Here is an 8,664-nt window from a genome sequence, read left to right as displayed (position 1 = left end):
AGCCCTGGGCGTGGCGGCCTGGCAGGCGCGAGCCGTGGCTGGGACGGCACTGGGCGATCTGGCGCGGCTGGTGCTGTGGCCCACGCTCGCCACGCTCGGCCTAGCCTGGGGCGCGCGCCTGGTGGCGCTGCACTGGCACCTCAACCCCGGGCAGACCCTGGCCGTGGTCATTCCCATTGGTCTTGCTGGCTGGGCGCTCTCGCTCCATGCGGTGCGGCGGCCCCTGCGCGCTGGCCTCGCCGCGCTTTCTGACCGCCAAGCCTGAGGCGACGAAGGCAAAATTCGAATGCCCGGATCGCTTATTTGAGAACATGCTGGCGTTTGCACAAGCAGAACAGCTGGACCCCGGATCAAGTCCGGGGTGACGAAAAATATAAATGAAGTAAAAACTTATCGTCACCCCGGACTTGATCCGGGGTCCAGCTTAATAACGTGCACCATGCCTGCAATCACTGCACAACGGCAGCCAACCACCAGTTTTAGTCGTTCCCCAACCGCTGATTTTGCCTACGCGCCTTCATTCACGCCGTGGCGATCCACGCGGCGGCGGCCTGCATTACTGGGTCAGTCCCGGCGGCGATCGTGGCGGCGGTTTGCGGTACCAGATGATCGGGCATGATGCCGGCGTCGGGCTGCGGCGTGGGTGGGAAATAACCGATCAGCGGCAGGTCGAACTCGATGCCGCTGCCTGGCAGGCGCGTGAAGAAGAAGCCCCCGCCATTGATGCCACGGCGGTTGCCGCCGGTCGGCTCGCCAAACAGGGTGATCTTGCCGCTGGCGCGCGCCGCGCTGATAAATCCGAACGTGGCTGAACTGTTGGCCGGGCCGATCAGCGCGGCCACCGGCACGGCCAACCGCTTGGCATCGGGCCGGACCGGTTGCGGCGCATGGGTTTGCGGCAAGCTGATCCAGCCGTGGCCCAGGTCGGCCCCGCCTTCGCCAATGTGGCGATAGCTGTCGTCCCACGTCGAAACATGATCGGCGAGGCTGGCGGGCACGGTGCGAAATCGCACGCGGCTGCTGAATGGCCAGTTCATGACATCGCGATCGACCAGGCGCGCCAGGATCTCATCGCCGCAATCATCCCCGCCTTCGTTGCGACGGATATCGATGATCAGGCCGCGGGCGTGCGCGGCATCGTCAAGCCGGTCTGCCAGCCAGCTGCGCCAATTCCATTTGCTGTTCCACATCCCCCAGTCGGGCATGGTCAGCACGGCAATGCCATCACTGCGCACCTGATAGCTCCAGCGCGGCTCGTCGCTGCTGGCGGGTAAGCGGATCATGGTGGCGCGCCGGGCAGCAAGGCCGATCGCGGGCACCTCGATCCGGGTGCGGCGCCCATCGGGCAGGATGGCGTCGAGCGCGTGGCGCCCGGTTGCGGGTGGCAGCAGCAGGCCCTGGAACACGTCGAAGGTTTCGATAGTGGCGTTGCCACGAACACCGAGCAAAGAGCGGCGCTTGGCATCGTTGTGCCCATCGGCGCGGACATAGGGCATCAGCCGGGCCAGGATCTGCCCGCTCGGCACCCCGTTCACCGCGGTGATCTGCGCGCCACGCGGCAACACCCCGGTGCCGGTGTGGTCGGCGGTGACGACCATGGCAGCGCCGATCCATTCGAAATGAAACGGCAGCCGCGTCGGCCGGTCGAACAGCGCCTTGGCCACGGCATCTGACTGGTTGAAGAAATTGGCATAGCTGTGCCCGCAGCGCAGCGTCGCCAGCAGTCGTGACAAGGCAAGATAGCACCGATCAAGATTGCCCGCGTCCAGCCCCGCGCCATAATCCTGCGCGAACCGGTCAAGGTTCCGGGCCAGTTCTGCGGGAGAAAGATAGCGGTCGCGGCCGGGATGGATCGCCAATGCCGCGCGCAACACGGCCATATCGGCTTCCAGGGGGGCCTGTGCCGCGTGGGCAGATGGCGCGGGGCACAAGGGCAGCGCCGCCAAGCCCGCCAGCACGCTGCGGCGCTCCATCATATGCTTCCCCTCAACCAGTCGTGATCGTGCGTCGGGTGTATCGGATTTTTACGGGGCCGTCTTTGCCGGTGTTTGCTCTGGCACGCGGCACGCCCATTTGGGCAGGCGCGGTCAGGGCACCGCTGGTTTTGTGGGCGCAGGCGACTGCCCCACGATAAAGCGCGCGACAAGGCGGCGCGTGGTGGCGACCGGAACACCTGCTTTATCGGTAATGACTGCCAATTTCCCGCTTCCGGCCAGGGTTTTGCAAGCGGCCCTGGCGAGCGGCGGGGGGAGGATTTCGGTTGCCAGCGGCTGTGTCCTGGGGGCGGCCATGCATGCGCCGGGCGTGCCGTCTGCCGCCACGAACTGGGCGACCGCCACACGCGCGCGGTCGGCTATTCCGGCGGGCAAGCCGGCGACGTAAACGTCCAGATCGACCTGGTCTGGGCTCTTGGCGTTGGTCAAGTTGTCGATCGTATAGCTGATCCAGGTGCGATAGACCCCATAGACTGGCTGACCTTCGGCATCGCGCGCTGGTTCAAAGCGCGCGCGCCGTTTGATCAACGCGCATGTCACGGCTGCGGGGGGCTTCTCGGCAAAGCCAGGCCCATGCACAAAGCCGATCATGCGGCAGGATTCGGTTAGGCCAGCGGGGTTGACCACCACCTCCATGTTGACCATCGCGCTTTGCAGGGCCTGTGTCATGCGGCTTGGATAATCGTCGGCCGTGACAACTCTTTCGCCGTGGATCAGATCTGGCGCGGCAAGGCCCAGCGCAAGTGCAGCAAGCAAAACGGGCATCCACGCTCTCCACTGGAACCAAGCCCAGTGTTATGCCGTTGTGGCGCCCTTGCCAACGGCGCCTATTCGCCCAGCAATTGCTTGCGCAGGCGGGTCTTCACCAGTTTCGCCTCAAGGATGCGGCCGATCACATAGAGCACGGCGAAGAAGCTGGCAAAGACATAGGCCGATGTCGGGGAGTAGCGATCGCCCTTGCGGTCGGGCTTCTTGCCGTCCTTGTCAGGCGCGGGGGCGCCCAGCGCCTTGTCGATGGGGTTCATCGGCAGGACGCGGTCCTTGCTGGCGTTTTTCTTTTTGTCGGCCTTGGCCTTTTCGGCCGCTTCGGCCGCCGGTTTCTGCCAATGACCAACCGCGATGGTCAGTTGGGCAAAGGCCAGGAACAGCAGAGGTGCCAGGAAGCACAGCAGGAGCGCGCGGCTGATCAGGTGATAGCGCAGCACTAGGCCGGCGCTGCCTTGTTCCACCTGCAGCACGCCGTTTTCGAACACGGCCAGCTTGTCTTGTGCGGCCGGGTCGATCTTGGTGAAGCGCAGGGCATCGGCGGCGCGCTGCTGGCTGGTGCCGGGTTGGCGCAACAGCGGTTGCAGCTTGGCAAAGGCTTCGTCGCCGGTCTGGCCGGCGGGCAGGTCCAGGCTGCCGCGCACATGCCAGATCCAATCGATGAAGCGCAGGTTCACAGGTGTTTTCCGGTGGGCGTCATGGGGTGCGGTGCCGGCGAAGGAGGCGGTGTTGCTGCTCATCCCCACGTTACTCGGCCGGAACGGCGGTGGTGGTGGCGGGGCGGGCGAACTTCGCCTTGATCGTGCGCCAGCCATCGGTGAACGGGTAGGTCATCTGTTCGCGAATGCTCATGCGGCGGCCGCCTTCCATGCCCAGCAGTTCGGCTTCACCATCGACGCAGGTGCCGAACATGCGATCGATGAAGATATAAGTATTGGTAAAGTTGCTGCGGCTGGCCTCAAAGTCCTGAGAATGGTGCAGGCTGTGATGTTCGGTAGTGTGGAACAGGAAGCGCCACCAGCGCGGCGAATTGAACCGCACGTTGATGTGTTGATAGCTGCCCACCGCCATGCCGATGGCCCCGGCCAAAAGGAACGCGCGCGGCACGAAATCGAAGAAGCCACCCACGCCCAAGCCGATCAGGAACAGCTCGACCGGATTGCCCACCGCGCCCTTGTTGATGTTGAGCTGGGTGATGTAGTGGTGCACCGAATGGGGCAGCCACAGCGGATACCAGTTGTGCATGCCACGGTGCATCCAGTATTGCCCGAAATCGAAAATGAACGAAATCAGGAAGGCCTGCACCAATATCGGCAGCGTGATGAACCAGTTGAACTTGTCCCAGTGCAAGGCATCCTGGATCGCGCCGACCATCACGTCTGAACCGATGAAGCCATCGACCAGGCGCAATACAGTGTAACCCAGACCAACATAGAACAGGTCGGTGGTGACTTCCTTCCACGTAAGCTGCCAGCTTTCATGGCGGGGAAAGAAGAACTCCATCGCCATCAGCAAGACACGGAAGCCGATGCCGATGCCAATCGCGGTGGATGCCTTGGCGATCGAGTTCGGCGCATAGTACCAGAACAAGATCATCGCGAAGAGCACGGTAGGCTGAAACCAGGTGAAGAACAGGCGCTTCAAAGGCCCGCCTTCCACCCGCGGGACGTTTTCCCAGCCCACCGTCACCGGTGCCTGGGTGCCTATCCGCCGCTTGCCGACCAGAACGCCTTCCATAAGCCTGACCTCGTAATACTTGGGTACCCGGTCTAGTAATACTAATTGAAGACATGGTAATACGGATCGAATGCTTCGTCTATACCATATTGCACCTGCTTATTGACTAAATCACCCGGTAAAACCGGCATTTCGGCCGATTTGCGGCCCAAGTGATGGTGCGATGCACCGCGAGGCGCGGGTGGCCGCAGCGGCGCTGGCGACAAGCCAGCCCGATTCGCGACAGGAAATGAACTTGCCTCCACGGCGTTTCCCGCCCAGACCGACGCCCCCCGGAGGGACAGAGAAAGGGCAAGGCGATCATGCCAAGGTTGCAGGACAAGACATGTGTGGTCACCGGCGCTGCCAGCGGCATTGGCCTGGCCATCGCCAGGCAGTTTCACGCCGAGGGGGCACAGGTGATCCTGACCGATTGCGACACCGCTGCCGGCAGTGCTGCGGCCGCTGCGATCGGCTGCCGGTTCGCCGCGCTCGATGTGCGAGACGAGGGCGATTGGGCCACGCTCGCCACGCAGGCGCCAGTGATCGATGTGTTGGTCAACAATGCCGGGGTCACCGGGTTCGAGCATGGCGCCGTGGCGCATGATCCCGAACACGCCAGCCTGGCCGACTGGCGGGACGTCCACGCCGTCAACCTTGATGGCACGTTCCTGGGCTGTCGCTATGCGATTGGCGCGATGAAGGGGCAGGGCAAGGGCTCGATCATCAATATCTCGTCGCGTTCGGGCCTGGTCGGCATCCCTTTTGCCGCCGCCTATGCCGCTTCAAAGGCGGCGGTGCGCAATCACACCAAGTCGGTGGCGCTCTATTGCGCGCAGGCCGGCTGGCAGATCCGCTGCAATTCGATCCACCCCGGCGCGATCCTGACCCCGCTGTGGGAGCCGATGCTGGGCACCGGCCCCGATCGCGACGCGCGCATGCGGGCGCTCGTCGCCGATACGCCGCTCAAGCGTTTTGGCACGCCCGAGGAAGTGGCAGCGCTCGCCGTGATGCTCGCCAGCGACGAGGCGACCTATGTCACCGGCGCGGAGTTCAACATCGATGGCGGCCTTCTCGCCGGATCGGCCGCGACGCCGGGGTGAGGTGGCAATGGGCGATCGGGATGGATACCACCCCGATCACGGCCCCGTGTCTCACCCGTCGACCTGTTCGCTCCAGGCCAGCCACTGCGCTTCCACGCGGGCGAGTTCGGCTTCCAGGTCTTCGCGCAGCTTGCCCATGGCGCCCAGGTTCATGCCCTTGAGCTGCCCGGTTGCCTTGGCCGGATCGGCGAGGGCGGCATCGATGTCGGCGATGCGGGCCTGCAGCTTGGCCATGTCCTTTTCGGCCTTGGCAATCTGCTTGCCCAGCTCGCGCCGCGCCTGCCATGCCGCCTGGGTGGCAGCCTTCTCCGCCTCGGTCTTGGGGCTCGCGGCCGGCTTGGCAGCGGCATCGGCCTTGGGCTGGTTCCGGCCCAGCACGAAGTCGATGTAATCCTCCATGCTGCCATCATAGGGCACGGCGGCCCCGTCATCGACGAGCACCAGGCGGTCTGCGGTCAATTCCACCATGTGGCGATCGTGGCTGATCAGGATGACCGCACCCTGATAGGCGTTGAGCGCCTGGACCAGCGCCTCGCGCGCATCGACATCAAGGTGGTTGGTCGGTTCGTCGAGGATCAGCAGGTGCGGCGCATCGCGGGTGACGAGCGCCAGGGCGAGCCGCGCGCGTTCCCCGCCTGAAAGGCGCGAAACTTCGGTCGTCGCCTTGTTGCCGGAAAAGCCGAACCGGCCCAGTTGCGCGCGCACGGCGGCCTGGGTCTTGCCCTCCATGGCGCGGGTCATGTGCAGCAGCGGGGTATCGCTGCCGGCCAGTTCTTCCACCTGGTATTGCGTGAAATAGCCGATGGCGAGCTTGCCCGAGGTGGTCATGCCGCCTTCCATCGCCGGCAGTTGCCCGGCGAGCAGGCGCGCCAGCGTGGTCTTGCCGTTGCCGTTGCGGCCGAGCAGGGCGATGCGATCATCGGGATCGATGCGCAGGTTGAGCCGCTTGAGGATCGGCTGGCCGGGGGCATAGCCCACCGCCGCCATGTCCAGCGTGATGAGCGGCGGGCGCAGTTCATCGGGGCTGGGGAAATCGAACGTCAGGCTGGGGTCTTCCAGCATGGCCACCACCGGCTGCATCTTGGCCAGCATCTTGGCGCGCGATTGCGCCTGCTTGGCGGTAGAGGCGCGGGCGCTGTTGCGGCGGACATAGTCTTCCAGCTTGGCGCGCTGGCTGGCCTGGGCGGCCTGAGCCGCGGCGGCCTGCGCCGCGCGTTCGGCGCGCTGCCGCTCGAAACTGTCATAGCCGCCGGGATAGAGCGTGACCTTGCCACCCTGCAGGTGGAGGATATTGTCCACCACGTTGTTGAGCAGGTCGCGCTCGTGGCTGATCACGATCAGCGTGCCGGGATAGCTGCGCAGGAAATTCTCCAGCCACAGCGTCGCTTCCAGGTCGAGGTGGTTGGACGGTTCGTCGAGCAGCAGCACGTCGGGCTGCGAAAACAGCAGCGAAGCCAAGGCCACGCGCATTTTCCAGCCACCCGAAAAGCTGTCGAGCGGGCTGGCCTGCATCGCTTCGTCAAAGCCCAGGCCGATCAGGATGCGCGCGGCACGGGCCGGGGCAGTATAGGCGTCGATCGCGATCAGCCGCTCGTGCACGTCGGCCAGGCGGTCAGGGTCGGTGCAGGTGTCTGCCTCGATCAGCAGCGCGGCGCGCTCGGTATCGGCGGCCAGGACGGATTCAAACGGTGTGGCCGTACCGGTGGGCGCTTCCTGCGCGATATAGCCCAGGCGTGCGCGGCGCGGCATGTCGACGCTGCCTTCGTCGGGCTCGATCTCGCCGATCAGCACTTTCATCAGCGTGGATTTGCCCGCGCCGTTGCGCCCGATCAGGCCGACGCGGGCGCCGGTGGGAACGGTGGCCGAGGCGCGATCGATGATGGTGCGGCCGCCCAGGCGCACGGTGATGCCGGAAATGGTGAGCATGCCCGTGCGCCTAGCCGGCTGCGCCCGTCAGAACAAGCCGCGATAGGCCCCGCCATCCAGCGTCAGGCATTGGCCCGAGATATAGCCGGCCTGCGCCGCGCACAGAAAGGCGCAGGCGTCGCCGAATTCGTGCGGCTGGCCCACCCGGCCCGAGGGGCCGCGCGCACCGATGCGGGCATAGGCCTGTTCCAGCGTGATGCCCTCCTGCGCCACCTGTTGCTGCGCCAGCGAGGCCAGGCGATCGGTGTCGAACGGGCCGGGCAACAGGTTGTTCACTGTCACATTGTCGGCCACGCAATCGAACTGCAAGACCTTGGCCATGGCCATCAGCCCGGCGCGCGCCGAAACCGACAGGCCCATTTCCGGCGCCGGCATCAGGACCTGGGCCGAGGTGATGTTGACGATGCGGCCAAACTTGCGCGCCCGCATGCCGCCCACCACCGCCTTGATCAGCGCAAGCGGGCTCAGCATGTTGGCATGCAGCGCTGCCAGGAAGTCGGCCTCTTCCAGCATGTCGAGCTTGCCGGGGCGCGGGCCGTGGTTGTTGTTGACCAGGATATCGGGATCGGGGCAGGCCGCGAGCAGTGCGGCGCGCCCTTCTGCCGTGTCGAGATCGCCCACCACCGCCATAACGCTGGCGCCGGTTTCGCGGGCGATCCGCGCTTGCGCCGCCTCAAGCCGGGCGGCGTCACGCCCGTTGATCCACACTTGCGCCCCTTCGCGCGCCAGCGCCGTGGCGCAGGCCAGGCCCAACCCCTTGGATGACGCGCAAACCATCGCCTTGCGCCCGTTGATGCCCAGATCCATCGCCAGTTCCTTGTGCCGGGCAGGGGGCTTGGCCACGCCTGCCGATTGGCGCTTTGCTCTATCGTAAACAGCGTGGGGAACAAGCCGGGGCGATGATGCGTTCGCACAGCAGCCCAACCGCCCCATCCTTGCGCCGAAATGCGGGATACGGCTGCGGCGATCCGCCCTTCGCCCGTCATTCGATTGCCACACGGTGATATTTTGCTAATCGCCAGCCGGTGTTCTGCGTGAAACCATCCCATCCTGGCCGCGGGGTAGCAGCCCTGGCCCTTGCGCTGGCCTGTGCGGCCTGCGCCGTGCCCGCGCCGCGCGTGGTCGATCCCGGCCTGGCCCCGGCAGACGACGTGCGCGCC

Annotated in this window: 8 protein-coding genes; 2 read left to right on the top strand and 6 right to left on the bottom strand. The window is 65.4% G+C overall.

Going from position 1 to position 8,664, the window contains the following annotated elements; all coding sequences use genetic code 11:
* Positions 1-265, top strand: a 265-nt coding sequence (locus H926_RS25055) for a hypothetical protein (protein ID WP_043607341.1), incomplete at its 5' end; no start/stop codon positions are given.
* A 256-nt stretch (positions 266-521) separates the two neighbouring features.
* On the opposite strand, the gene H926_RS0101550 is transcribed toward H926_RS25055, so the two are convergent.
* The 4 genes from H926_RS0101550 to H926_RS0101535 all read right to left on the bottom strand — a co-directional run bounded on the left by H926_RS0101550 (position 522) and on the right by H926_RS0101535 (position 4,496).
* On the bottom strand, positions 522-1,976 hold the full coding sequence (locus tag H926_RS0101550; protein WP_022674733.1) for a S41 family peptidase: 1,455 nt from the start codon (positions 1,974-1,976) through the stop codon (positions 522-524).
* 111 nt (positions 1,977-2,087) lie between these two features.
* Complete coding sequence (locus tag H926_RS0101545; RefSeq protein ID WP_022674732.1) at positions 2,088-2,759, bottom strand: hypothetical protein; 672 nt, start codon at positions 2,757-2,759, stop codon at positions 2,088-2,090.
* 62 nt (positions 2,760-2,821) lie between these two features.
* Positions 2,822-3,436: a hypothetical protein gene (locus tag H926_RS0101540; protein WP_028657434.1), complete on the bottom strand. Its 615-nt coding sequence runs from the start codon at positions 3,434-3,436 to the stop codon at positions 2,822-2,824.
* A gap of 70 nt (positions 3,437-3,506) precedes the next feature.
* Positions 3,507-4,496 (bottom strand): sterol desaturase family protein, encoded by a 990-nt coding sequence (locus tag H926_RS0101535; RefSeq protein WP_022674730.1) that lies wholly within the window; start codon positions 4,494-4,496, stop codon positions 3,507-3,509.
* Positions 4,497-4,798: 302 nt separating this feature from the next.
* Between H926_RS0101535 and H926_RS0101530 the strand changes: the two genes are divergently transcribed.
* The gene (locus H926_RS0101530) at positions 4,799-5,578 is read left to right on the top strand and encodes an SDR family oxidoreductase (protein ID WP_028657433.1); all 780 of its coding nucleotides are present in this window, start codon (positions 4,799-4,801) and stop codon (positions 5,576-5,578) included.
* Positions 5,579-5,629: 51 nt separating this feature from the next.
* Here the strand turns inward: H926_RS0101530 and H926_RS0101525 are convergent, their stop codons facing one another.
* Complete coding sequence (locus tag H926_RS0101525) at positions 5,630-7,504, bottom strand: ABC-F family ATP-binding cassette domain-containing protein (protein WP_022674728.1); 1,875 nt, start codon at positions 7,502-7,504, stop codon at positions 5,630-5,632.
* 27 nt (positions 7,505-7,531) lie between these two features.
* The gene (locus H926_RS0101520; RefSeq protein ID WP_022674727.1) at positions 7,532-8,347 is read right to left on the bottom strand and encodes an SDR family oxidoreductase; all 816 of its coding nucleotides are present in this window, start codon (positions 8,345-8,347) and stop codon (positions 7,532-7,534) included.
* Between the last annotated feature and the right edge of the window lie 317 nt (positions 8,348-8,664).

It is taken from the genome of Novosphingobium sp. B-7 (genome assembly GCF_000410615.1).
GTDB lineage: Bacteria > Pseudomonadota > Alphaproteobacteria > Sphingomonadales > Sphingomonadaceae > Novosphingobium > Novosphingobium capsulatum.
This window is presented reverse-complemented; position numbering and strand designations above follow the sequence as displayed.

Excerpts from the sequence above, each read along its gene's own strand:
- H926_RS0101550 (WP_022674733.1), bottom strand. The coding sequence starts at position 1,976 with ATGATGGAGCGCCGCAGCGTGCTGGCGGGCTTGGCGGCGCTGCCCTTG.
- H926_RS0101545 (WP_022674732.1), bottom strand. The coding sequence starts at position 2,759 with ATGCCCGTTTTGCTTGCTGCACTTGCGCTGGGCCTTGCCGCGCCAGAT.
- H926_RS0101535 (WP_022674730.1), bottom strand. The coding sequence starts at position 4,496 with ATGGAAGGCGTTCTGGTCGGCAAGCGGCGGATAGGCACCCAGGCACCG.
- H926_RS0101530 (WP_028657433.1), top strand. The coding sequence starts at position 4,799 with ATGCCAAGGTTGCAGGACAAGACATGTGTGGTCACCGGCGCTGCCAGC.
- H926_RS0101525 (WP_022674728.1), bottom strand. The coding sequence starts at position 7,504 with ATGCTCACCATTTCCGGCATCACCGTGCGCCTGGGCGGCCGCACCATC.